20 protein-coding genes are annotated in these 22,709 nt (G+C 72.4%); 5 read left to right on the top strand and 15 right to left on the bottom strand.

Annotation, left to right across the window (positions count from 1 at the left end):
• Nucleotides 1-42: 42 nt before the first annotated feature.
• From CXR04_RS27085 to gmd, 4 genes are all read right to left on the bottom strand, one after another.
• Nucleotides 43-882 carry a glycosyltransferase family 2 protein gene (locus CXR04_RS27085; RefSeq protein ID WP_101424851.1) on the bottom strand — a complete coding sequence of 280 codons (840 nt, stop codon included), beginning with the start codon at nucleotides 880-882 and terminating at the stop codon, nucleotides 43-45.
• A gap of 9 nt (nucleotides 883-891) precedes the next feature.
• Nucleotides 892-1,353, bottom strand: coding sequence for a hypothetical protein (locus CXR04_RS27090; RefSeq protein WP_101424852.1), 462 nt, complete (start codon nucleotides 1,351-1,353; stop codon nucleotides 892-894).
• Complete coding sequence (locus tag CXR04_RS27095; protein ID WP_101424853.1) at nucleotides 1,353-3,476, bottom strand: CBM96 family carbohydrate-binding protein; 2,124 nt, start codon at nucleotides 3,474-3,476, stop codon at nucleotides 1,353-1,355. The genes CXR04_RS27090 and CXR04_RS27095 overlap by 1 nt, the downstream gene beginning before the upstream one ends.
• Nucleotides 3,477-3,540: 64 nt before the next feature.
• On the bottom strand, nucleotides 3,541-4,554 hold the full coding sequence (gene gmd, locus CXR04_RS27100; protein ID WP_101424854.1) for a GDP-mannose 4,6-dehydratase: 1,014 nt from the start codon (nucleotides 4,552-4,554) through the stop codon (nucleotides 3,541-3,543).
• 47 nt (nucleotides 4,555-4,601) lie between these two features.
• Here gmd and CXR04_RS27105 point away from each other — a divergent pair, with 47 nt between their 5' ends.
• Nucleotides 4,602-5,582: a GDP-L-fucose synthase family protein gene (locus CXR04_RS27105; RefSeq protein ID WP_101424855.1), complete on the top strand. Its 981-nt coding sequence runs from the start codon at nucleotides 4,602-4,604 to the stop codon at nucleotides 5,580-5,582.
• A gap of 134 nt (nucleotides 5,583-5,716) precedes the next feature.
• Here CXR04_RS27105 and CXR04_RS27110 read toward each other — a convergent pair whose 3' ends face one another.
• From CXR04_RS27110 to CXR04_RS27130, 5 genes are all read right to left on the bottom strand, one after another.
• On the bottom strand, nucleotides 5,717-7,183 hold the full coding sequence (locus CXR04_RS27110) for a sugar transferase (RefSeq protein ID WP_101424856.1): 1,467 nt from the start codon (nucleotides 7,181-7,183) through the stop codon (nucleotides 5,717-5,719).
• Between the two features lie 274 nt (nucleotides 7,184-7,457).
• Nucleotides 7,458-8,999, bottom strand: coding sequence for an arabinosylfuranosidase ArfA (gene arfA, locus CXR04_RS27115; protein WP_101424857.1), 1,542 nt, complete (start codon nucleotides 8,997-8,999; stop codon nucleotides 7,458-7,460).
• 51 nt (nucleotides 9,000-9,050) lie between these two features.
• Nucleotides 9,051-9,953, bottom strand: coding sequence for a carbohydrate ABC transporter permease (locus CXR04_RS27120; protein ID WP_101424858.1), 903 nt, complete (start codon nucleotides 9,951-9,953; stop codon nucleotides 9,051-9,053).
• A gap of 3 nt (nucleotides 9,954-9,956) precedes the next feature.
• Nucleotides 9,957-10,889: a carbohydrate ABC transporter permease gene (locus CXR04_RS27125; protein ID WP_101424859.1), complete on the bottom strand. Its 933-nt coding sequence runs from the start codon at nucleotides 10,887-10,889 to the stop codon at nucleotides 9,957-9,959.
• Between the two features lie 39 nt (nucleotides 10,890-10,928).
• Nucleotides 10,929-12,332: an extracellular solute-binding protein gene (locus tag CXR04_RS27130; RefSeq protein ID WP_101424860.1), complete on the bottom strand. Its 1,404-nt coding sequence runs from the start codon at nucleotides 12,330-12,332 to the stop codon at nucleotides 10,929-10,931.
• Between the two features lie 149 nt (nucleotides 12,333-12,481).
• On the opposite strand from CXR04_RS27130, the gene CXR04_RS27135 reads away from it, so the two are divergent.
• Nucleotides 12,482-13,510 (top strand): LacI family DNA-binding transcriptional regulator, encoded by a 1,029-nt coding sequence (locus CXR04_RS27135; protein ID WP_101424861.1) that lies wholly within the window; start codon nucleotides 12,482-12,484, stop codon nucleotides 13,508-13,510.
• A 24-nt stretch (nucleotides 13,511-13,534) separates the two neighbouring features.
• On the opposite strand, the gene CXR04_RS27140 is transcribed toward CXR04_RS27135, so the two are convergent.
• The 3 genes from CXR04_RS27140 to map all read right to left on the bottom strand — a co-directional run bounded on the left by CXR04_RS27140 (nucleotide 13,535) and on the right by map (nucleotide 16,222).
• Nucleotides 13,535-14,527: an aldo/keto reductase gene (locus CXR04_RS27140; protein WP_101424862.1), complete on the bottom strand. Its 993-nt coding sequence runs from the start codon at nucleotides 14,525-14,527 to the stop codon at nucleotides 13,535-13,537.
• 59 nt (nucleotides 14,528-14,586) lie between these two features.
• Nucleotides 14,587-15,243, bottom strand: coding sequence for a biliverdin-producing heme oxygenase (locus CXR04_RS27145; RefSeq protein ID WP_101424863.1), 657 nt, complete (start codon nucleotides 15,241-15,243; stop codon nucleotides 14,587-14,589).
• A 118-nt stretch (nucleotides 15,244-15,361) separates the two neighbouring features.
• Nucleotides 15,362-16,222: a type I methionyl aminopeptidase gene (gene map / locus CXR04_RS27150; RefSeq protein WP_101424864.1), complete on the bottom strand. Its 861-nt coding sequence runs from the start codon at nucleotides 16,220-16,222 to the stop codon at nucleotides 15,362-15,364.
• 79 nt (nucleotides 16,223-16,301) lie between these two features.
• On the opposite strand from map, the gene CXR04_RS27155 reads away from it, so the two are divergent.
• Nucleotides 16,302-16,535 (top strand): hypothetical protein, encoded by a 234-nt coding sequence (locus tag CXR04_RS27155; protein WP_101424865.1) that lies wholly within the window; start codon nucleotides 16,302-16,304, stop codon nucleotides 16,533-16,535.
• Between the two features lie 155 nt (nucleotides 16,536-16,690).
• On the opposite strand, the gene CXR04_RS27160 is transcribed toward CXR04_RS27155, so the two are convergent.
• On the bottom strand, nucleotides 16,691-18,049 hold the full coding sequence (locus CXR04_RS27160; protein ID WP_101424866.1) for an MFS transporter: 1,359 nt from the start codon (nucleotides 18,047-18,049) through the stop codon (nucleotides 16,691-16,693).
• 63 nt (nucleotides 18,050-18,112) lie between these two features.
• Nucleotides 18,113-18,721, bottom strand: a complete 609-nt coding sequence (locus CXR04_RS27165; RefSeq protein WP_101424867.1) for a hypothetical protein — start codon at nucleotides 18,719-18,721, stop codon at nucleotides 18,113-18,115.
• A gap of 307 nt (nucleotides 18,722-19,028) precedes the next feature.
• Between CXR04_RS27165 and CXR04_RS27175 the strand changes: the two genes are divergently transcribed.
• Nucleotides 19,029-19,391: a WHG domain-containing protein gene (locus CXR04_RS27175; RefSeq protein WP_234380527.1), complete on the top strand. Its 363-nt coding sequence runs from the start codon at nucleotides 19,029-19,031 to the stop codon at nucleotides 19,389-19,391.
• A 100-nt stretch (nucleotides 19,392-19,491) separates the two neighbouring features.
• Here the strand turns inward: CXR04_RS27175 and CXR04_RS27180 are convergent, their stop codons facing one another.
• Nucleotides 19,492-20,649 carry an alkaline phosphatase PhoX gene (locus CXR04_RS27180; protein ID WP_199850537.1) on the bottom strand — a complete coding sequence of 386 codons (1,158 nt, stop codon included), beginning with the start codon at nucleotides 20,647-20,649 and terminating at the stop codon, nucleotides 19,492-19,494.
• A gap of 180 nt (nucleotides 20,650-20,829) precedes the next feature.
• On the opposite strand from CXR04_RS27180, the gene CXR04_RS27185 reads away from it, so the two are divergent.
• Complete coding sequence (locus CXR04_RS27185; RefSeq protein ID WP_101424869.1) at nucleotides 20,830-22,581, top strand: NAD+ synthase; 1,752 nt, start codon at nucleotides 20,830-20,832, stop codon at nucleotides 22,579-22,581.
• The last annotated feature ends 128 nt before the right edge of the window (nucleotides 22,582-22,709 follow it).

Consider the following 22,709-nt stretch of genomic DNA (forward strand, 5'->3'; position numbering starts at 1 on the left):
GCGGCCGGTGCCGGCCGCCCCTTCCTGACGCAGAGCCTGCGGTTACGGGCTCTCCTCGCGGGTCTTGAGGCCGATCTGCCAGCGGTAGAAGCTCATCGCCAGGGCGTAGTCCAGGCCCGCGCGGCCGTCGAGGAAGCCGCGTTTGTAGACGTAGGCGTACGCGAACGACACCAGGGGCTTCAGCGGGGCCTTGTGGAAGAGCTGGCCCTGGCGGGTCTTGGCCTGGCGGATCTCCTCGCGGACCTCCGGGTGGAGTTCCAGCCACGCCTCCCAGTCCGAGTAGCGGTTGTGCCGCTCGAACCACGTGCGTACCGGGTCCAGGTCCTCGTGCTCGATCGTGGCGCTCAAGCGGACCACCGGGCCGTCGGCGAGCGGCTGGTAGTGGCCCTCCTGTTCGCCCATGCCCGGGGCTTCCAGGTCGCCCAGTTCCGGGAAGCGGACGCGGGTGCGGTCCATCAGGGCGCGTTTGACGATGGTGTAGCCGTGGCGCAGGCGCTTGCCCGCGAACCAGTAGCCCAGCGGGATGTCGAACGCCGCCGGGGCCACCTTGAGCGAGCCGTCGGCCGCCGGGTCGAAGATGCGGTGGAGTTCGGCGATCAGCTCCGGGCTCGGGGTCTCGTCGCCGTCGACGAACAGCATCCAGTCCAGCTCGGGATGGATGTGGTCCAGGCACCACTGCTTCTTCTTCGGGTACGTGCCGTCCCAGGTGTACGGGACGATCTCGGCGCCCTGGTCCGCCGCGAGGGCGCGGGTGTCGTCCGTGCTGTCCGAGTCGACCACCACCACGGCCTCGAAGTGGTCGATGACGGACCGCACCGTCGTCGCGATGTTCTCGGCCTCGTTCTTGGTCGGTATCGCGACGACGATGGGCAGTCTCTTCAAGCCGAACTCCTACAGCAGGTCTTCGTACTGGGGGCAGAGGGTGCGGACCGCGTCCTCCGCGTTGGCGATGTCGCCGGAGCGGATGGCCTCCCGGGCCAGCTCGTCGTCCGTCGCCGCCGCGCTCTCGATCTTGGCGCAGGCCTCCTCGCCCGCCTCCAGGATCGCCGCCGGGTCCACACCCTCGGGCACCCGGTCCTTCAGGTACGTCTTCTCCTTCTTGGAGAACTCGCCGTCGGCGGGCTCCAGCTCGGCTTCCGGCACCTTCTCGGTGTCGTCGGCCTTCTCCTCCTCCGAGGGGCCCGGGTCCTTCGGGGCGCGGTCGCCCTCCTGCTGGGACGCCGAGGGGCTGGCGGCGGCGCCGTCGTCCTCGTCGTCGCCGCCGCTGCAGCCGGCCAGGGCCAGGACGGCGGCCGCCGCGGCGGCCACCGTCGCGAGCGCCGCCCGGGACCTCCGTGTCGTACGGGCGGACATCAGCCCGCTCCGAACGTCAGCGTCAGCTTCGGCGCGTACGAGGTCTCGCGCGCCCGCACCCACCAGGCGTCGGTGCCGTCGCTGGTCAGCGCCACGTCCAGGGTGTCGCCCAGCGAACCGCTGAGCTGCGCGGCGGAGAGCGACGCGGTGTAGTCGGTGTCCAGCTCCGTCGCGCCGGTGAACTTGCCCAGCACCGTCGACGACAGCTCGGGCCGGCTCCCGTACGTCACCTCCGACTCCGACCAGGCGCCGGTGACCGGCTGCACGCTGACGGTGTCCGGGGTGCCGGCGCTGGCGTCGGTGGTGGTGCGCAGCGTCAGCTTCGCTGACTTCAGCGTCATCCCGCTCGGCGCCTGGGGCAGCGAGAACCGCAGGTAGCTGAGGTACGGGGAGGTCTTCCTGACCAGGAGCTGGTTGTGCGCGCCGTAGTTGGTGCTGGCCGCCGAGCCGTTGACGTACGCGTCGGCGGTCGCGGTGCGCTCCACCGTGGTCTCCGCCGGCGTGCCCGGAGTGGTCACGTTCACCGCGGCCGACTTGGCGGTGGTGTTGCCGACGGCGTCGCTCGCGGTGATCTGGTAGCTGTACGTCGTGCCGGGCTTGACCGTGCTGTCGGTGAAGGTGCCCTGCGGCAGCGTCCAGAAGTTGGAGTCCAGCGTCGGCTTGGTCGCCAGCGCCTCGCCGTTGCGGTAGATCGTGTACGTCAGCTTGCTGTCGTCCCGGTCCCAGCCGGCCGTCCAGCGCAGCCGCACGCCGCCCGAGACGTTCGCCGCCGTCACGCCGGTGGCGCCGGCGACCGGCTTGCGCGAGTCAGGGGTGTTGGCGAAGCGGACCAGGCCCTGCTGGAGCTTGTTGCCGTTGGACTGGATCCGGGTGAACTCGCCGCCGACCCACATGTAGTCCTTGCCGCCGCTGGACGAGGTGACCATCACGCGCGGGCCGATCTGCTCGGTGCCGGACGGGCCGTCGTCGGTGTCGGGGAACCAGGACAGCAGCGGCTTGGGGTTGTCCACGGACTCGGCGAGCAGGTGCTGCCGCTCGTTCAGCTCCGGGAACTGGCCCATGCTGCTGCAGTTGTGCGCGTGCGAGACGCTGTACAGCACGTCCTTGTAGACGGTGACGTCCTGGGTGGCGCCCAGGCAGGTGTCGCGCCAGCGCTGGGTGAAGCTGCTGTTGAGGTTCATCGCGAGCCGGCCGTCGAAGACGCCGCCGCCGTGGCCCTCGTGCGCGGTGTAGATGCCGGACTCGTCGATGTAGATGCCCTTGACGAGGGAGTTCCAGTGCAGCTCGTACGGGTTGTTCTGGTTGTTGCTGACGCCCTTGAAGGCCCGTACGGTCGCGCCGGTGTCGGCGCGGACGACGGCCAGGCCGTGCACGCTGGCGTCCCCGTTGAGCCCGTTGAAGTCGCCGCCGACCACCACGTGCTGCCCGTTCGGGGTCTCCTCGATGACGCGTCCAGCCCGGTCCGGGCCCGCGTTGGCCTTCCAGGAGTTCAGCGCGCCGGTGGTGGCGTTGACGGCGGCGAACTTCACCCGGCTCTCGCCGCGGACGGTCTTGAAGTCGCCCGCCATGTACAGCCGGCCGCTCGCCGCGGCGTCGAGACCGTAGACCCGGGCGGAGACGGCGCCGGCGTTGAAGCCGGTCTTCACGGTGCACGAGGCGATGTCGATGGCGGCGACGCGGCTGCGCGAGACGCCGTTGACGGTGCCGAACTCGCCGCCTGCGTAGAGCGTCTTGCCGTCGGGGGAGACGGTCAGCGCGCGTACGGTGGCGGTGCCGGAGCCGATGGTGAAGTTCAGCTTGCAGTTCGTCGGCTCACCGGTCGCCGCGTTGAAGGCGGCGAAGTTCGCGACCTTCGTCTCGCTGGTGCCGGCCGCCGCGCCGGGCGGGCGGATGGCGGAGAACGTACCGCCGGCGAAGACCACGCCGTTCGACTCGGCCATGGACCACACCACGCCGTTGGTCTGCCAGGTCGACAGGTCGTCCGCGGTCATCGCCACCGGCGGCGTCACCGCCTCGGCCTCCGGCGAGGAGTACGTGACGCCGACCGTCACGAGCGTGCCCGTCACCACCGCGAGGGCGACGCCGAGCGCCCCCCACTTCCGCGTCCTTCTGTGCTTGTGCATGTGCCCCCCTGGGCCGTCGTCTCCTGCGGCCGCGCGTCGCGAGTCCGGGGAGAGAATATCCGTTTTACCTGTCGATCCTGACGGTGGCGCCGGCGAGTTCGGCGTCGAGCGCCTCGATGTCCGCCTCCACCATGATCCGTGCCAGCTCCGGCCACTTGACCTGCGGCTTCCAGCCGAGCAGGTCGCCTGCCTTCGAGGCGTCTCCGATGAGCGCGTCGACCTCGCTGGGGCGCTCGTACTTGGGGTCGAAGCGCACGTACTCCGTCCAGTCGAGGTCCGCGGTACGGAACGCGGCCTCCAGGAACTGGCGGACGCTGCCGGCCTCGCCGGTGGCGACCACGTAGTCGTCCGGCACGTCGCGCTGGAGCATCAGCCACATCGCCTCGACGTACTCCGGGGCGTAGCCCCAGTCGCGTATCGCGTCGAGGTTGCCCATGTAGAGGCGGTCCTGGAGGCCCGCCCTGATCCGCGCCACGGCGCGGGTGATCTTCCGGGTGACGAAGGTCTCACCGCGGCGCGGTGACTCGTGGTTGAAGAGGATGCCGTTGACCGCGAAGAGGCCGTACGCCTCCCGGTAGTTCACCGTCGACCAGTAGCCGAAGACCTTGGCGCAGCCGTACGGGCTGCGCGGGTGGAAGGGGGTCCGCTCGTTCTGCGGCGGCGGGGCGGAGCCGAACATCTCCGAGGACGACGCCTGGTAGAGCCGGGTGTCGATGCCCGCGGCGCGCACCGCCTCCAGCAGCCGCATGGAGCCGAGGCCGGTGACGTCCGCGGTGTAGAGCGGGGCGTCGAAGGAGACCCGGACGTGCGACTGGGCGCCGAGGTTGTAGACCTCGTCGGGCGCGAGGTCGCGCAGCAGGTTCACCAGCGCGACGCCGTCGGAGAGGTCCGCGTGGTGCAGCACCAGGCGGCGGCCCGGCTCCTGCGGCTCCTCGTAGATGTGGTCGATGCGCTCGGTGTTGAACGACGACGAGCGCCGCACGAGGCCGTGCACCGTGTAGCCCTTGGCGAGCAGCAGTTCGGCGAGGTACGAGCCGTCCTGGCCGGTGACGCCGGTGATGAGGGCCGTCTTGCCCATGGGATCCTTCCCCCTGATCATTCCGCCGGATGGCAGAATTCGTACTTATGACGCCATCGAACGAACTGTCCCCGCCCGCAGGCGCCGAACTCCTCCCGCCCGGCGCGCGCGTCTTCGTCGCGGGCCACCGCGGTCTGGTCGGCTCGGCCGTCGCCCGCCGGCTGACCGCCGACGGCTACGACGTGGTCACCCGCACCCGCGCCGAGCTGGACCTGCGCGACGCGGAGCGGACGGCGGCCTGGCTGGCGGCCGTCCGGCCGGACGCGGTGGTGCTGGCGGCGGCCAGGGTCGGCGGGATCATGGCGAACAGCCGCTTCCCGGTGCAGTTCCTGGAGGACAACCTGCGCATCCAGTTGAGCGTCATCGCGGGCAGCCACGCGGCTTCCGTACGGCGGCTGCTGTTCCTCGGCTCGTCGTGCATCTACCCCAAGCTCGCCGACCAGCCGATCCGCGAGGACTCGCTGCTGACCGGGCCGCTGGAGCCGACGAACCAGGCGTACGCGCTGGCGAAGATCGCCGGGATCGAGCAGGTGCAGGCGTACCGCAGGCAGTACGGCGCGGCGTACATCTCGGCGATGCCGACGAACCTGTACGGCCCCGGCGACAACTTCGACCTGGAGACGAGCCACGTCCTGCCGGCCCTCATCCGCCGCTTCCACGAGGCGCGGGAGACGGGCGCGGGGGAGGTCGTGCTCTGGGGCACGGGAACGCCCCGGAGGGAGTTCCTGCACGTGGACGACCTGGCGGCGGCGTGCCTCACGCTGCTGCGCGGCTACGACGCGGACGGGCCCGTGAACGTCGGCTGCGGCGAGGACCTGACGATCCGCGACCTGGCGGAGACGGTACGGGACGTGGTGGGCTACCCGGGCCGTATCGCCTTCGACACGAGCCGCCCGGACGGCACGCCGCGCAAGCTGCTGGACGTCTCCCGCATCACGGAGCTGGGCTGGCGCCCGGAGATCGGACTGCGGGAGGGCATCGCGGCGGTGTATGCGGACTGGCGCAACACGGCGCCGGCGGACGCCTGACGAACCCAGCACCGCGGCGCAGGCGCGCGGTGTGGCGTGCGGCGGCCGTCCGGGTCGCGGTGCCACCGCGACCCGGACGGCCGGCCGCGCCGCCTCAACGGACGTGCGACGCACGCAGAGTGGTGTCCCGCGCCTCAATACGCCCCCCGGCCGTCGACGACCGCGCGCAGGGTGCGGGCCATCACGTCCATGTCGTGGGCGAAGGACCAGTTCTCCACGTAGTGCAGGTCGAGCGCGACCGTCTCGTCCCAGGTGAGGTCCGAGCGGCCGCTGACCTGCCACAGGCCCGTCATCCCCGGCTTCACCCCCAGCCGGCGCAGCTCGGTGTCGCTGTAGCGGGCGACCTCCTCCGGCAGCGGCGGGCGCGGGCCGACCAGGGACATCTCGCCGCGCAGCACGTTGAACAACTGCGGCAGTTCGTCCAGCGAGCTGCGGCGCAAGACCTCGCCGACCCGCGTGACCCGCGGGTCGCGGCGGATCTTGAAGATCGGGCTGCCGTCGTGGTCGTTGACCACCGTCAGCGCCGCCTTCTGCTGCTCCGCGTCCTCGACCATGCTGCGGAACTTCCACATCGTGAACGGCGCCCCGCCCCGCCCGAGGCGGGTCTGCTTGTGGAACACCGGCCCCGGCGAGGTGAACTTCACCGCCGCCGCGATCACCGCGAACACCGGCGCCAGCAGCGCGATGCCGATCGCCGCGGCCGCCCGGTCGCTCGCCGCCTTCAGCGTCGACTGCGCACCCCGCCGCAGCGGCGGCGCGATGTGCAGCAGGGTCAGGCCCGCGACCACCGACAGCCGCAGCCGCCGCTCGGCGACCTCCGCTATGCCCGGCAGCACGGCCAGCGGCAGCCCCGCGTCGTGCAGCGCCCAGGCCAACTGCCGCAGCCTGGCCGCCGGCAGCAGCGGTCCTGGGGCGGCGAGGACCACGTCGGCGCCGTGTTCCCGGGCGGCGGCCAGCACCGCCTGGGCGTCCCAGCCCGCCCGGTCCGAGGGGACCGGGCCCAGCCGGGCGGCCTCCGGAGCGCCGCAGGACAGCGGCGCCTCGCCGACCGGGACGACGCCGACGACCACGTACTCGTGGTCCGTACGCGCCGCCAACTGGCCGACGACATGGTCCGCGGTGGCCGGCTCGGCGACCACCAGCACGCGCCGCACCGCCTGGCCCTCCCGCCGGGACGCGACGAGGTGGTGGTGCAGCAGCTTGGCGGTGACGACGGTCAGCACCAGCGCCGGCAGCAGCGCGAGCAGCGCGGGCTGCGGTTCCGCGGCGCTGTCGGCGGTGAACGCGCGGACGACGGCGAGCACGCCGAACAGCAGGAGCCAGTCCTGCAGCAGCGGCACCACCGCGCCCGACTCGCCGAGCTGCCGCGCGGAGTAGCGGTGCCGCGCGGCCCGTACGGCGAGCCAGCCCCCGGCGGCCAGCGCGGCGCAGAGCGCCGGATAGGGCTGCCGGGTGGTGAGGAAGACGAGCACGACGGGGATCGCGATCCCCGCCGCGTCGGTGACGAGGGCGGCCGGCAAATACCACGCCGGCTTTGCTGCGGCGGAGCGGACGCGGGTCCCGCGTCTCGGCTCCGCCGTCATGATCTCGGTATCGGCCATTCCGATACGCCGCATGTTCCCCCCTGGCACATCGCGACTGATGAGGCGCACGCGATCCTCCCCTGGTCGACGCGCACCTTTCGCTCCCGAACTTTAAGCCAGATTTGCGAAGAACGCCCATGGTTCGTGCAAAAACGGCCTAGATGTAGCGAGCTTCACACCAGGTCGGCGCCGTGCCGCGGCTTGCACCGTGCGGCTCACGACGTACGACTCCCGAGAGGGGCCGAGGGATGTACGGAGTTTTACGGCAGTTTCGATTGCCTACGGCATCCGGTCACCCGCTCCGCTTCCGCAGCCGGAGCACGTTCCAGGATACGCACGGCAGTTCGGCCTCAAGCTCGCCGTCTGCGCTGATCCGGGCGGTGCCGACGGACCGCGGCAGCACCCGCCCCGGATCCGTCTCGGTGTTCGCCGCGTCCGGGTCGTCGTCGGCCAGGACCAGGTGTTCGAGGACCGTGTACCCGTCCGCACCGCCCGCCGCGCCGAACCCGCGCAGCGCGACGGACAGCCGCAGCGGCTCGTCCTGGGCCCGGTTGACGGCCAGGATCGTCAGGTCGCCGCTCTCCTCGTCGTACGTCACCACGTGGTCGAGCGCGGGGACGTCGCCGTGCCGCGGGGTCTCGATCCGCGAGCCCGTACGGTCCGCCTCGGTGCGCAGCACCGAGCCCCGGGCGAACCGCGCGGCCTGCGCGAACGGATGGAAGACGGTCTGCCGCCAGGCGGGACCGCCGGGCTCGCTGCGGATCGGCGCGATGACGTTGACGAGCTGCGCCAGGCAGGCCACGGCGACCCGGTCGGCGTGCCGGAGCAGGGTGATGAGCAGGGAGCCCACGACGGCTGCGTCGGTCACGGAGTACGTGTCCTCGATGAGCCGCGGCGTCTCGGCGGTGGCCAGGTTCCGCTCGCCGGGGAAGCGGGCCGCGTACCAGACGTTCCACTCGTCGAAGGAGAGCCGGATCCGCTTGTCCGCCCGGCGTACGGCACGGACGTGGTCGGCGGTGGACACCACGTCGGAGATGTACTGGTCCATGTGCGCGCCGGAGGCGAGGAAACTCGCGCGGTCGCCGTCCAACTCCTCGTAGTACGCGTGCAGCGACAGATAGTCGACCTCGTCGTAGGTCTCCTCCAGCACCTCGCGCTCCCAGGTGCCGAAGGTCGCCATCCGGGCGTTGGAGCTGCCGCAGGCGACCAGTTCGATCGACGGGTCGACCTGGTGCATGGCCTTGCCGGCCTCGGCTGCCAGCCGGCCGTACTCGCGCGCCGACTTGTGCCCCGTCTGCCACGGGCCGTCCATCTCGTTGCCCAGGCACCACAGCCGCACGCCGTGCGGCTCGGTGACGCCGTGCTTGATCCGCAGGTCGGACCAGGCGGTGCCGCCGGGGTGGTTGCAGTACTCGACGAGCGCGCGGGCGGCGTCGATGCCCCGGGTGCCGAGGTTGACGGCCATCATCGGCTCCAGGCCGAGCCCCTTGGCCCAGGTCAGGAACTCGTTCGTGCCGACCTCGTTGGTCTCCACGGACCGCCAGGCGAGGTCGAGCCGGCGCGGCCGCTCGGCGACCGGGCCGACGCCGTCCTCCCAGTGGTAGCCGGAGACGAAGTTGCCGCCGGGATAGCGGACCAGGCCGGTGCCCAGCTCGCGGACCAGGGCGGCGACGTCGCCGCGGAAGCCGGCGGCGTCGGCGGTGGGGTGGCCGGGCTCGTAGATCCCGGTGTAGACGCAGCGGCCCATGTGCTCGACGAACGTTCCGTACAGGCGCGGGTCCACCTCGCCGATGACGAACTCGGGGTCGACGGTGAACCTGGCGGTGTGCGGCATGCGGTGCCTTTCTCCGGGGGCGTTGACGGTGGTTCCCGATGGCGTACGGGCCTACTTCAGGCCCGTACCGGCGATGCCCTCGACGATGCGGCGCTGGAAGAGCGCGAAGACGACGAGCAGCGGGATGGCGCCCAGCACGGCGGAGGCCATGAGCTGCGCGTACGGGATGCCGAAGGCGTCCTGTACGGAGTTGAGCCCGACCGGCAGCGTCATCATCTCCGGGTCGGTGACGACCAGCAGGGGCCACAGGAAGTTGTTCCACACGGCCACGAAGACGAAGATCGTCACGGCCGACACGGCGGGCCGGGAGACGGGCATCACGATCTGCCAGTACGTGCGCAGCCAGCCGGCGCCGTCGGCGCGCGCGGCCTCGATCAGCTCTCTGGGGATGCCGTCGAAGAACTGCTTGAAGACGAAGACGGCGACGACGTTCGGCACCTGCGGCAGCACCACGCCCCAGTACGTGTTGAGCAGGCCCACCTCCTGGAGCGCCAGGAACTGCGGGATCATCAGCACCTGCATCGGGATCATGATCCCGGCGAGCAGCAGCAGGAACACCCCGCGGCGGAAGCGGAAGCGCACCTGGGAGAGGCCGAAGGCGGCGAGCGAGGCGGTGACGACGGTGAGCACCGTGGTCAGCAGCGAGACGATGAAGCTGTTGGCGTACCAGTAGGGCAGCTTGCCCTTGTCGAAGAGGTCCTCGTACGCCGCGAAGGTGGGGTTCGAGGTGAACCAGGACGCCGGGTCGACGGCTATCTCGTCCGCAGGACGGATGGATATCGCGGTCGCGAACAGCAGCGGCACCAGCCACAGCAGCGCGAAGGCGACGAGGACGCCGAGCGCGACGCGGTTGAAGAGCTTCTCGGCGTCGTAGCCACGGCGGGTCGCGGGGGCGGCTGCTTCCGTGCGGGCGGGCGCGGCGGTGGCGGCGGGGCCTTCTTTGGTGTGGGCCATGGCTCAGCTCTCCTTCTCTGCCCGGCGGACGAGGAAGAACCAGACCAGGGAGATCAGCAGGATGACGAGGAAGAGGAAGAGGGAGACGACCGAGGCGTAGCCGGTGCGGCCGTCGGTGAAGCCGGTGTCGACGATGTACTGCAGCGTGGGCCGGGTGGAGCCGTCGGGGCCGCCGGCGGTCATCATGTAGATCTGGTCGAAGACCTTCAGCGAGGCGACGATCTGGAGCACGGTGACGAGCGTCGTCGTCCGCCCCAGCATCGGGATGACCACGTGCCGGATCCGCTGCCAGGGCCCGGCGCCGTCCATGGCGGCGGCCTCGTGCACGTCGCGGGGGATCTCCTGCAGACCGGCGAGGTAGAGCACGAAGTTGAAGCCGATGGTCCACCAGACGGTGACACCGGCGAGCGACCACATCGCCCAGTTCGGATCACCGAGCCAGGACGGCGGCGAGTTGACGCCGAGGGCCTTCAGCCAGTCCTGGGCCAGGCCGGTCTGGTCGGCGAGCACGCCCCACATGAAGATCAGGGAGACGGACGCGGAGGGGATGACGTACGGCGCGAAGAACGCGAAGCGGATGAACCACCGGCCGCGTACGAACCGGTCGGCGAGGATCGCCAGCCCCAGCGCCAGCAGCACCAGCGGGATGGTGGTGAGCACGGTGAACCACAGGGTGTGCTTCAGCGTGCGCCAGAACTCGGAGTCGTTGAGGACGTCGGCGTAGTTGGAGAAGCCGACCCAACTGCCGAAGCCGTCGCGCAGCAAGCTGCCGTTGAAGAAGCCCGCCACGAAGGTGTAGATGAGCGGGCCGAGAAGGAAAACGATGTAAAAGAGCGCGAACGGCGCGACCAGGGCGGGGCCCGCGAGCCGGCCGCGGGCCTCGCGGGCGCGTGACCTGTCGGGGGTGAGGGCGCCGGTGCCGACTGTGCTCGCCACGGGGATGCCTTTCGTTCGAGGGGGTGGGGGCGGCGGGAGTCAGATCGGGGACTCGACGTCCGCGAGCTTGTGCAGCACGGCACGGACCCGGTCCGCGGCGGCACGCGGGGTCGACCGGCCGGCGAGCGCGGCGCTGACCGCGTCGCCCACCCGGTTCTGCAGGTTGCTGCCGGCGCCGCCGTACCAGGCGACGGGGTCGTAGACGGCGCCCTCGGCGGCGGCGGTGTAGTGGGACTGGGGCGTCAGCTCCTGGTACGCGGCCGAGCGCTGCGTCGGCAGCCACGCGGGGACGTGCCCGCCCTCGGCCCACAGCTCGCTGTTCTCCAGCAGCGAGGCGGTGAACTCCAGCGACAGGTCGAGGCGGTCGTCGTCCTGCTTCGGCTGCCGGGGCAGCACCAGGGCGTGGCTGTCGGCGAAGCAGGCGTACGGAGCGTCGTCGAAGATCCGCGGCAGCGGCCGCATGTCGAACTTCGCGCCCGAGTCGAGGACGGCGACGATCTGCCACACGCCGTCCATCAGGAACCCGGCCTCGCCGGTGGTGAGGAGGGTGATGGCGGCCTGCCCGTTGGCGCCGGTGGGTATCAGCTTCTCCTTGCCCAGGCGCTGGATGTACGCGAGCGCCTCCTCGGCGGCGTCGAGGTCGGCCGTCACGGTGGCGCCGCCGTCGCCGACCAGCGGCCGGCCGCCGAGCTGGCTGTAGAAGGAGAGGAACATGCGGAACTGGGTGGCGGTGTCCTTGATCGAGGCGACCGACCCGCCCCAGACACCGGTCACCTCCTTCGCGGCGCGCAGCGCGTCGGCGAATTTGTCCGGGCCGTCGATGTCGACCAGTTCGCCGCCGTCGAGCAGGCCGGCCTTCTCGGCGACGTCGGTGCGGAAGTACAGCGCGAAGGGGTGGGTGTCGATCGGGATGCCGTAGAGGCGGTCGTCGACGTGGGACTTGCGCCAGGGCTTGGCGTCGAACTTCTCCGGCGTCATGCCCTGCTTGGCGAGTGCGTCGGCGGGCAGCTCGCTGAGCAGCCCGGCCTGGGCGAGCACCGGCAGCTTCGACAGGTGCGCGATGGCGACGTGCGGGGGGCGCTTGCCGATGGTGGCGAGGCTGAGCTTGGTGTAGTACGGGTTGCCCCAGACGAAGGTGGTGGCCCGCAGGGTGCTGTCGGGGTGGTCCTTCTCGTACAGCTCCTGCATGGCGACCATGCGTTCGCCGTCGCCGCCGGTGAAGGGGTTCCAGAAGTTCAGCCGGTCCGCGGGGGGTTCGCCGCCGGTGAAGCCCTGGGCGATGGTCGTGCCGCAGCCGGTGAGCGCCGCGGTGGCGGCGGCGCCGGCGGCGAGGCCCGCGCCGCCGCGCAGCAGGGCGCGGCGGGAGGGTGCGTACGGGGCTGCCGGTGTGCCGCGGGCGGGGTCGGGGGCCGAGCGGCCGGGGGAGTCGAGGCGTCGGAGCATGGCGGATGTCCCTTTCCGCGGCGAACTTGTACAACGTTGTAATGCGCTCTTGGTGGAACGTTCTATATCGCCGTGCGCACCACGTCAACAGCCCGCGCAGAAGGCGTAAGGTGTGCGCACCAGAACCTCGGAGGAATCGGGAGGAAGCCGTGCCCGGGGCCCGCCTCAAGGACGTCGCAGAGCGCGCCGGTGTCTCGATCAAGACCGTCTCGAACGTGGTCCGCGGCGCCGCGCGCGTCGCCGAGCCGACCCGCGAGCGCGTCCTGCGCGCCATCGACGAACTCGGCTACCGCCCGCACGCCTCCGCCCGCCACCTGCGCACCGGCCGCAGCGGTGTCATCGCGCTGGCCGTACCGGAGCTCGTCGCGCCCTACTTCGCCGAGCTGGCCACCTGCGTCATCGCCGCCGCCAAGGAGAGCGGGCAGACCGTCCTCATCGAGGTCACCGGCGGCGACCCGGCGGAGGAGCTGCGGCTGGCCTGCGGCCTCGGCGACCCGCTCATCGACGGCGTGCTCCTCAGCCCCCTCGGCCTGGACCAGACGGCGCTGGCCGCCCGCGAGCGCCGCGTCCCGCTCGTGCTGCTGGGCGAGCGCGACTACGAAGTCCCCGCCGATCACGTGCTCATCGACAATGTGGCCGCCGCCCACGACGCCACCCGGCACCTCGTCGGCCTCGGCCGCCGCCGCATCGGCGTCATCGGCTGGCAGCACGGTGAGCGCACGACGGCCACCGCCCTCCAGCGCATGCAGGGCCATCGCGAGGCGCTGGCCGAGGCGGGCCTCGCGTACGACCAGGCGCTGGCGCCCGCCGTGGGGTCGTACACCCGCGCGGGCGGGGCGGCGGCGATGCGGAAGCTGCTGGCGCTGCGGCAGCCGCCGGACGCGGTGTTCTGCTTCACCGACATGATGGCGTCGGGCGCGATGCGCGTCGCGCACGACGAGGGCCTGGCGATCCCGGCCGACCTCGCGGTGGTCGGCTTCGACGACATCCAGGAGGCGCGGTACATGGTGCCGTCGCTGACCAGCGTGGCGCCCGACAAGCAGGAGGTGGCCAGGCTGGCGGTGAAGGCGCTGCTGGCGCGGATCGAGGGCCCGGCGGAGGCCCCGCCGACGACGCTGCTGGCGCCCTACGAGCTGGCGCTGCGCGAGTCCAGCGCCCTGCCGCAGGACGGTCCGTAGCGGAATCGGCGGGGCTCCGGTCCGCTACGTCAGCAGGCCGTCGATCTCCGCCAGTTGCCCCGCGGTCAGCGGGCCCGCGGCCAGGGCGCCCGCGTTCTGCGCCGCCTGCGCCACCGTGCGGAAGCCGGGGATCGGGACCGTGTGCGGGCTGCGGGCCCAGATCCAGGCCAGCGCGCCCTGCGCGACGGTGCGCCCGCCCGAGGTGAGGATGTCGCGGATCGCCTCGATCCGCGGCAGCCACCCCGGCGCCACCCGCCCGTCCGCGCCGAAGTACGTCAGCCACGCCGGCGGCGTCGCCCGGATGTCGCCGGCGCCGACCCGCGAGCCCGCGTCGTACGCGCCGGAGAGCAGCCCCATCGCCAGCGGGCTGCGGTTGATGCTGGCCAGGTCGCGCTCCGCGCACAGCGCCAGCATCTCCGGGGCGTCCTCCAGCACGTTGAGCCGGTGCTGCACCGCCGCGCAGTGCGGGCCCTCGGCGAAGGCCGCGGCGCGCGCGGGGTCGTCGGTGCTCCAGGCGTACGCGCGGATCAGCCCCTCACGGACGAAGCCCTCGCACGCCTCGCGCAGCTCCGCCGCCGCCGCGAAGCCGGCGTCGCCGATGTGCAGTTGATACAGGTCGACCCGGTCGGTGCCCAGCCGGCGCAGCGAGTCGGTCAGCGCCCGGCGCGCGTAGCCGGGGGACAGGTCGCGGGAGAGCAGCGTCCGCCGGTCGGCGTCGAAGACATTGCCCCACTTCGTGGCGATGACCACGTCGTCGCGGCGGCCCGCGAGCGCGCGGCCGAGCACGGTCTCGCTGTGTCCCGTGCCGTAGACGTCGGCGGTGTCGAAGAAGGTGACGCCGCCGTCGAGCGCGCGGTGCACGGCCCGTACCGACTCGTCGTCGTCCACCTTGCCCCAGCCCAGCGGGTCGCCCCCGGCGTCCCACCACTCGCCGCCGATCGCCCAGCAGCCGAAGCCGAGCGCGCTGACCTCGATACCCGTACGTCCCAGAGTGCGCTTGTCCATGGTCACGACCATGCACCCTCCAGTGCACTCCAGCGCAAGGGGGCCTGCGGCCGGGGGTGCCCCCGGCCGGGTCAGGCGGTCAGCGGGCCCGCCGGCTCCAGGGCGCGGAAGAGGTCCGTGTTGAGGGTGAACGCGCGGCGGCACTCCTCGACCACCCGCTGCTTCTCCAGGTCGTCCACCGGCAGCTCGTCCAGCAGCCGGCGGTAACCGCGCTTGTACGCGGCCGGGTTGGGCACGCCCTCGAAGACGTAGAAGCGCACGCCGTCGCCCTTGCGCTCGAAGCCCCATATCTTCTCCGCGGTGCCGCGGATGATCTGGCCGCCGGAGAGGTCGCCGAGGTAGCGGGTGTAGTGGTGGGCGACGTAGCCCGCGGGCCAGTCGCGGGCGCACTCCTCGATCCGGGCCGCGTACGCCTCCGTCGCCGCCAGCGGTGCGGCGGCGGGGCGCCAGCCGGGACCGCCGTGGAGGAAGTCGAGGTCGCGCTCCAGCTCGGGCACCCGGGCCAGTTCGGGCTGGACGAAGGGGCCTGCGACCGGGTCGGCGGCGAGCGCGCCCCAGTGGCGCTCCAGCGCGCGGTAGACGAACCAGAGCTGCTCGGTGTAACGGCGATAGGCCCCGATGCCCAGCGCGCCGCCCAGCAGTTCGCTCATGAAGGCCGACTGCTCGGCCTCGGTGTGCTGGTCGTGGGATTCGGTGCGCAGCAGGGTGGAGAACGGCGTCGCGTCCAAGGCGGGCCTCCGGGGCACGGCGGGGCGGTGGGCGGGACGATTCTCTTTGGTTAGGCTTGCCTAAGTCAATAGGTTCCCGACGCCGTGTCGGTATCACCCGGGAGCCCTCCGGGCATGCTCACGGCAGGGTCAGCACCTCCGCACCCGACTCCGTCACCACCAGCGTGTGCTCGAACTGCGCCGTGCGCCTGCGGTCCTTGGTCACCACCGTCCAGCCGTCGTCCCACATGTCGTACTCGTGCGTCCCGAGGGTCAGCATCGGCTCGATCGTGAACGTCATCCCCGGCCGCATCACCGTGGTGGCGCGCGGGTCGTCGAAGTGCGGGATGATCAGGCCGGAGTGGAAGGCGGTGTTGACGCCGTGGCCCGTGAAGTCGCGCACGACGCCGTAGCCGAAGCGCTTGGCGTACGACTCGATGACCCGGCCGACGACGTTGACCTGCCGGCCCGGGCGGACCGCCTTGATGGCGCGGTTCAGCGATTCGCGGGTGCGCTCGACCAGCAGCCGGGAGGTCTCGTCGACGTCGCCGACGAGGTACGTGGCGTTGTTGTCGCCGTGCACGCCGCCGACGAACGCGGTGACGTCGAGGTTCACGATGTCGCCGTCGTGCAGCACGGTGGAGTCCGGAATGCCGTGGCAGATCACCTCGTTGACCGAGGTGCACAGCGACTTGGGAAAGCCCCGGTAGCCGAGGGTGGAGGGGTACGCGCCGTGGTCGCAGAGGTACTCGTGCACCACCCGGTCCAGCTCATCCGTCGTCACCCCGGGCGCGATGTGCTCCGCGGCGGCGGCCATCGCCCGCGCGGCGATCCGCCCGGCGGTACGCATCCGCTCGACGGTCTCCGCGTCCTGGACCTCGGGCCCCGTGTAGGGCGCGGGTCCCTTCTTCCCGACGTACTCGGGGCGGGGGATGGCGGGGGGAACGGCGCGCGGCGGGGAGAGAGTACCGGGCGCGAGCAGCGACGACTGGCCAGACATGGATCCGAGTCTATCGGCGGGGAATCGGGCACGATGGGCGGCGGCGGACCGCGCAGACACGGCCCAGGTGAGGAGCGAGATGGCGCTGTTCAAGAAGAAGACGGCGGGCAAACCGGGCGAGTGGTACTACTGCCTGGAGCACAAGAAGGTCGAGGAGGGCCCGCAGTGCCGGGCCCTGAACCGGCTCGGGCCGTACGCGACGCCGGAGGAGGCGGCGCGGGCGATCGAGACGGCGGAGGCGCGCAACGAGGAGTGGGACGAGGACAGCCGGTGGAACGACGAGGGTGACCGCGAGGGCGGGGCGGGCCGCTGAGGGGGCAGGGGGGCGGCGGCTGCGCGGCGGCGGGCGGTTGAGTCCCGTCGGGGCGACCGACCCCGCGGTCGATCGGCACGGTGATGCCGTCGGAGAGGGTCCGGCCGGGCGCGGCGGCGGTTGCCCGTCGCCGGGGTCCTCGTCGGTTCTCCGCCTTACGTCGCCGGGTCCGGGGCCGGTACGCCGTCCGGGCCGCCCTTCCCCGTCTTCTCCGTCTTCCCTGTCTTCTCCGCCGCCGCGGCGGCGCGGCGGTCCCGTTCCCGTACCGCGTGCGCGTTCGTGCGGGCGTCGTACGTCATCAGCTTCGGCAGGCACGCCGCCAGCAGCACCACCGCCCCCGCGCACATCACCCCGCCCGACCAGATCGACGTCCGCACGCTCGTCAGCGCGGCCACCCCGCCGGAGCGGAACTGCCCGGCCACCGGGCCGACCGAGTACGACAGCAGCTCGATGCCGGCGAGCCGGCCGCGTAGCTCGTCGGGGATGGTCTGGTTCCACATCGCCGCCCGGAAGACGCCGCTGACCATGTCGAACGCGCCCGCCACCGTGAGCAGCAACAGCACCGCCCAGGCGTTGGGCATCAGCCCCGCCGCCGTGATCGCCAGCCCCCAGCCGGCCGCGGACAGCATCACCGCGCGGCCGTGCCGGTGCACCCGCCGGGTCCACCCGCTGGTCAGGCTCACCAGCAGCGAACCCGCGGGCAGCGCCGCGTATATCAGCCCCAGCGCCCACGGCGCGTCCAGGTCGTCGGCGAGGAACGGGAACAGCGCGAGCGGGAAGGCGAAGAACATCGCCGCGAGGTCGATGGCGTACGTGCCGAGCAGTTCCTTGCGGTTCCAGGCGTAGCGCGCGCCCTCCGCGATGGCGTGCAGGCTCGGCGCCACCGCCTCGCGGGCGGCGGGGGAGGGGGCGAGCATCAGCGCGAGCCCGACGGAGACGGCGAACGTCCCGGCGTCCAGCGCGTACGCCCAGGGCAGTCCGGCGTACGCGACGATGAATCCGGCGAGGGCGGGGCCGGCGATGCCGCCGAGCTGCCAGCGCAGGGAGTTGAGCGCGGCGGCGGCGGGCAGGTGCTCGTGGGGCACGATGCGCGGGACGATCGAGTCCAGGGCCGGGCGCTGGATCCCGGTCAGCGCGCTGGTGAGCGCGGCGACGACGTACAGGGGCCAGAGCATCGGCTCGGGCAGCAGGCTGTTGACGAGCAGGACGGCGGAGACGAGGCCGAGTCCCGCCTCGCTGTAGATGATCAGCTTCCGCTTGTCCATGGCGTCGGCGAGGGCGCCGCCGTAGAGGCCGAAGACGATGAGCGGGACCAGCTCGACGGTGCCGATGGCGCCGACGGCGAGGGCGGAGCCGGTCAGCTCCTTCACCTGCACCGGGAGGGCGACGAAGGTGAGGAAGCTGCCGAAGGCGGTGATCAGGCCCGCGACCCACATGAGGCGGAAGTCGCGCGAGGCGTGCCAGGGGGCGAGGTCGGGGAGGAGGTCGCGGTAGGCGCGGGATTCGTCGGCCACGAGGGGCCATGGTCGGGTGGACGGCGGGTGGGCCGCAAGGGAATTACGGCGGCGCCGGCCGGGCTACCAGCGGGGCGGGGGCGGGGAGGAGAGCACTTCGGCGAGGCGGGCGAGGCGGTCGCGGAAGCCGGAGCGGGCGGAGGCGGCGGGCGGGGCGCCGTTCTCGCCGGCGGCGGCGCTGACGAGGTGCTGGACGGTTTCGAGGTCGATGTCGCCGCTGTCGCCGGGGACGGTGAGCAGTTCGTGGGCGAGGCCGGGCAGTTCGGCGGAGCCGCCGTCGAGCGCGAGTACGGCGGCGCCGGCGCGGCGGGCGTCACCGACGCGCTCCAGCAGCGCGTCGCCGGGCTCGTCGGGGGCGACGACGAGCAGGGTCTCGCCGCGGCCGGCGGCCTCCAGCCGGCCGAGTCCGACGCCGAGGTGGGCGGGGCCGGAGGCGGGCACCCGGTGGCGTACGAGGGTGGGGGAGAGGGCGGGGAGTCCGGACCAGGCGGCTTCGTCGTCGAGGTGGGCGGCGAGGTGCCACGGCTCGTACGCGGCGGTCCCCACGAGCAGCAACCCACCGCCCTGCGCCTCGACGGCACCCCGCAGCACCCCGGCAAACCGCCGCGCGGCCCCGGGCCACTCGGTCCCGGCCAGCACTTCCCGCAAGAGCGCGACACGCACGGCATCCATGCCCGGATGCTGCCGCAGCGGCCGTGGCCCCGCAGCGAAACCCGGGCACGTCACCGTTTCGGGTCCGACGCCCGCCCCGGAGCGGCGGGGGGCCGGGGGCTGCGCCCCCAGACCCTCCGAGGGCTGCGCCCCCAGGCCCTGGGATGCCCCGGCGTCAGGCGCGGCGGCGTTCGCGCAGGTGCCGCGTCCAGGGCGCTCCGTCGCCCCGTGGCTGGAGCGGCGCCGGTGTTCGGCCGCCCCGGCCGGGGCTCGGAGCTTCGCCCCCGGTCCCCGGGGGCGTTCGGGCGGCTTCCGCCGCTGCGCCCCGGTGCCCGGCTCCCTGCTTGCAGCGATACGGCTATGCGATGACCGCGGTGGCTTCGACTTCGACCAGGAGGTCCGGTTCCCCCAGCGCCGCAACGCCGCGGACGAAACCCTGAACTGCCTCGTCCGCGCCATCGACCGGGCCAAAGCGAACAACCGCTTCCGCGGCGAGGTCGACCCGCTGGAACTGGCAACACAGAGCTGGACCATCGGCCACGGACTCGCCTCACTTGTCGCCACCGGCCCCCTGCCGCACCAGGCACTTGCTCACGGTGTGCCCGTGCTGACCGCACTGTTCACCAGCGCGGGAGACGAACCCGACCGATGTCGCCGCTCGGTCGAGCACGGCTGGGCTGGAGCCGGGTAGCCCCAGCCCGGTCCGGCCCTCGTGACCGGAGAGACAGGCCCTGGAAGAGCCCCTCCGTCCCCCGCCCCCGCAACCGCCCTCCCGGCGCCCCCCGCAGGGGTTACGCGCGGAAGGGTCCCCTGACCTCGTACGTCACGCCGTCCGTGCCTGCCACGAAGCCGCTTTCGCCCCGCTGGGACGAGAAGTACAGCCGCGACCCGTCCGGGGAGAACGCCGGGCCCGTGATCTCCGACTCCGGGTGGCCGTCGATGCGGACCACCGGGGCCACCGTGCCCGTGGGGGTGATGATGTTGATCTCCATGTTGCCGCCGTCCTCCGCGACGTACAGGTCGCCGCCCGCGCGGCCCGTGATGTTGTCGACCGTGCCCAGCGGCTCGTCCGCGTCGTAGACCACCGCGAGGGCGTTCGCGCCCGCGTCGTAGGCCCAGACGCGGTTGTCGCCCTTCGTGGTGAAGTAGCAGACGCCCGCCTGCGGCGAGTAGTAGCAGCCCTCGCCGCCGTCGAAGTGCAGCGACTCGTCGACCTGCGCCCGGGTCTGCTCCCAGGGCCACGGCGCGTCCGGGTCCGGGACCTCGCGCCACTCCACCGCCCCGCCGCCCGCGTCGCACAGGACGTCGAGGCGGCCCGACGACAGCGTGCCCCACGCTCCCCAGGACGCCGGCGTGAAGCGGTAGAAGCAGCCGTCGTCCTCGTCCTCCGTGAGGTAGACGACCCGGCGGTCCGTGTCGCACGCCGCCGCCTCGTGCTTGAAGCGCCCCATCGCGCCGTACGAGGACGCCGAGCGGTTGCCGTACGGGTCCGTCTCGTACACCTTGCCGCGGTACGTCTCCTCGCACGACAGCCACGTGTTCCACGGCGTCGCCCCGCCCGCGCAGTTGAGGTTCGTGCCGTCCAGGATGCGGCGCGCCGCCGTCACCGTGCCGTCCGGGCCGAAGCGGAGTGCGGAGACGCCGCCGATCAGCGGGAGTTCGGAGTTGGAGACGTAGATCCAGCCGTCCCCGTCGGCGAAGCACGCGCCGCCGTCCGGCGCGCCGTGCCACGTGATGCCGCCGACCGAGCGGGTGGAGCGGGCGACGACGCGGCCCGTGAAGCCCTGCGGCAGCGCCAGTCCGTTGGCGTCGGGCGCCAGCAGCGGGCCGTACGGGCTGTCCGCCGCCGCGGCCGCCGCCGGGGTCGCGGCGGCGTGCCAGAGTCCGCCGGTGACGGCGACGGCGCCGGTGCCTGCGGTCACTGCGCGGAGAAACGAGCGGCGCTCCATGGGGGGTCCTCCCGGTCCGGGGTGGGTGGCGCGTACGGGCGAAGGGGTGCCCGCGTCACGATGCCCACCCGGCCGGGAGCGGTGAACTGGTCCGGATCACAAATCTGGGCGAACATTCTGTGACGCAGGCCGCCCGGTTCCCGGCGCGGCATTGCGTCAGACAGACGATAAAATGGGTCCGTGCCTCAACTTCGCCTCGCGCTGAATCAGATCGACGCCACCGTCGGCGACCTCGCCGGCAACTCCGACGCCGTCGTCCGCTGGACCCGGCACGCGGCCGACCGCGGCGCGCACTTCGTGGCCTTCCCCGAGATGGTGCTCACCGGCTATCCCGTCGAGGACCTGGCCCTGCGCTCCTCCTTCGTCGAGGCGTCCTGCGCCGCGCTGCGCGCGCTCGCCGGGCGGCTGGCCGCCGAGGGCCTGGGCGAGACGCCCGTGCTCGTCGGCTACCTCGACCGCAGCGACGAGCGCCACCGCTACGGGCAGCCCGCGGGCTCGCCCAAGGACGCGGCGGCCGTGCTGCACCGCGGCGAGGTCGTCCTCACCTTCGCCAAGCACCACCTGCCCAACTACGGCGTCTTCGACGAGTTCCGCTACTTCGTCCCCGGCGACACCATGCCCGTCGTGCGCGTCGCCGGCGTAGACGTCGCGCTGGCCATCTGCGAGGACCTGTGGCAGGACGGCGGCCGGGTGCCCTCCGCGCGGATCGCCGGCGCCGGCCTCCTCGTCACCGTCAACGCCTCGCCGTACGAGCTGAACAAGGACGACACCCGCCTGGACCTGGTCCGCAAGCGGGCCCAGGAGGCGGGCTGCACGACGGCGTACGTCGCGATGACCGGCGGCCAGGACGAGCTGGTCTACGACGGCGACTCGATCGTCGTCGACGCGCGCGGCGAGGTCGTCGCGCGTGCCGCGCAGTTCACCGAGGAGTGCCTGCTCGTCGACCTCGACCTGCCCGCCGCCGCGGCGCAGCCGCCCGCCGGGATCGCCGACGACGGGCTGCGCATCGAGCACGTGACGCTGTCGGCGGAGCCCGTCGCGCCGTACCCCCGCCGGTACGCGGGGGTCGTCGCCGACCGCCTCACCGACGAGGAGGAGATGTACACGGCGCTGGTCACGGGGCTGCGCGCGTACGTCGAGAAGAACGGCTTCGGCTCCGTCCTCGTCGGCCTCTCCGGCGGCATCGACTCGTCCCTCGTCGCCGCCGTCGCCTGCGACGCGCTCGGCGCGGACCAGGTGTACGGGATCTCCATGCCGTCGCACTACTCCTCCCAGCACTCCCGCGACGACGCCGCGGAACTCGCCCGCCGCACCGGGCTGCACCTGCGCAGCGTCCCCATCGGCCCGATGTTCGACGCCTACATGGAGTCCCTGGGGCTGAGCGGGCTCGCCGAGGAGAACCTGCAGTCCCGGCTGCGCGGCACGCTGCTGATGGCCGTCTCCAACCAGGAGGGCCCGCTCGTCCTGGCCCCCGGCAACAAGAGCGAGCTGGCCGTGGGCTACTCGACGCTCTACGGCGACTCGGTCGGCGCGTACGGCCCGATCAAGGACGTCTACAAGTCGGTCGTCTTCCGCCTCGCGAAGTGGCGCAACGCGGCGGCCGCCGAGCGCAACGAGATCCCGCCGATCCCGGAGAACTCCATCTCCAAGCCGCCCAGCGCCGAACTCCGCCCCGACCAGCTCGACACCGACTCGCTCCCGGACTACGACGTACTCGACGGGATCCTGGAGCTGTACGTCGACCGCGACCACGGCAGCGCGCAGATCGTCGCCCGCGGGTACGACCCGGAGCTGGTGGAGCGGGTGTTGCGGATGGTCGACACGGCGGAGTACAAGCGCCGGCAGTACCCGCCGGGCACGAAGATCTCCCCGAAGGGTTTCGGCAAGGACCGCCGGCTGCCGATCACCAACCGCTGGCGGGAGCGGGCGTAGCCGGTCCTCCGGGCGACCGCGTGACGCCAGTCCGCCCCGTCCACGTCAGCGGTCGGCACTGCCGTGCGGGCGGGCCCCGGCTACCGGCCGGGGATGTCTTGACGGCAGCTGACCTGTGCCTCGTGACC

It is taken from the genome of Streptomyces sp. CMB-StM0423, assembly GCF_002847285.1.
Lineage (GTDB): Bacteria > Actinomycetota > Actinomycetes > Streptomycetales > Streptomycetaceae > Streptomyces.